This window comes from Aeromonas sp. HMWF014 (genome assembly GCF_963878295.1).
Classification (GTDB): Bacteria; Pseudomonadota; Gammaproteobacteria; order Enterobacterales; family Aeromonadaceae; genus Aeromonas; species Aeromonas popoffii.
Genome location: NZ_CAWNYS010000547.1, coordinates 1 through 875 on the forward strand (window position 1 = coordinate 1; position 875 = coordinate 875).

Sequence of the window (875 nt, forward strand, 5' to 3'; positions counted from 1 at the left end):
GAAGGAGTCCAGCAACTGTTTCTGCTCTTCCAGCAGTCGCTGGTTCTCGATGGCGGAGGCCGAGGTGCCCGCCAGTGCCTCGATCAGGCTGATGCGCGAGGCCAGCTCGCGGGCAGCGCAGTCGGGCAGGATCAGTAGCAGGCAGCCGATCAGCTCCTGTCTCTGGTTGCGCAGGGGCTCGGCTACCAGCTGGCAGGGGCCGGGGAAGGGGCCCCAGCTCGCCAGATGCTGCTGCCAGCCGCGCTCGTCGATGGGCAGGGTGAGCCGCTCGGTCTGGGCCAGCTTGCCGAACAGCGCCTCCTGCCAAGGGACTTGCCCGGCGGGCAGGGCTTGCTGTCGCCAGCTCGCCTGGACGGCCACCATGCTCTTCTCCTGCTCCAGGTAGAGGCAACCCCCCTGGGCCTGCACCGCGGCTATGGTCTCGTGCAGTATGCGGCTGAGCAGGGAGTCGAAGCGGTGCTCGGCCGCCAGTGCCCGCCCCATGTTCATGAAGTTGCCCAGGGTCAGCCGCATGCCGGACATGGTACGGGCCAGATCGTCGATCTCGCGGATCGCCGACTCAGGCGCCCGACTCTCGCCAAAGTCGAAGTGCTGGATCCGCTCCGCCTCCTGGGTCAGTGCCAGCAGCGGTGCGGCGGTGCGGCGGGAGACCAGCCAGATCACTGGCAGCAGCAATAGCAAGCCAGCCACCGTCCAGCCGAGATTGACCAGTGCCTCGTCACGGGCCTGCTGGTAGAGCAGATCGGCCGACACCAGCAGGGCGATATGGAAGGGAGAACCCTCGCCGAGGGGGGCGAGGTTGACCAGCCAGTCGCTGTCATCGGCGGCGGTCAGGGTCAACTCCACCGGGCTGCTCAGCAGAGCGGGCTGGCGGG

1 protein-coding gene is annotated in these 875 nt (G+C 68.0%); it reads right to left on the reverse strand.

Translation table 11 applies throughout. From position 1 onward, the window contains the following. Positions 1 to 875: HAMP domain-containing protein (locus AAC083_RS23435; protein WP_441296525.1), on the reverse strand; the 875-nt coding region annotated here is incomplete at both ends.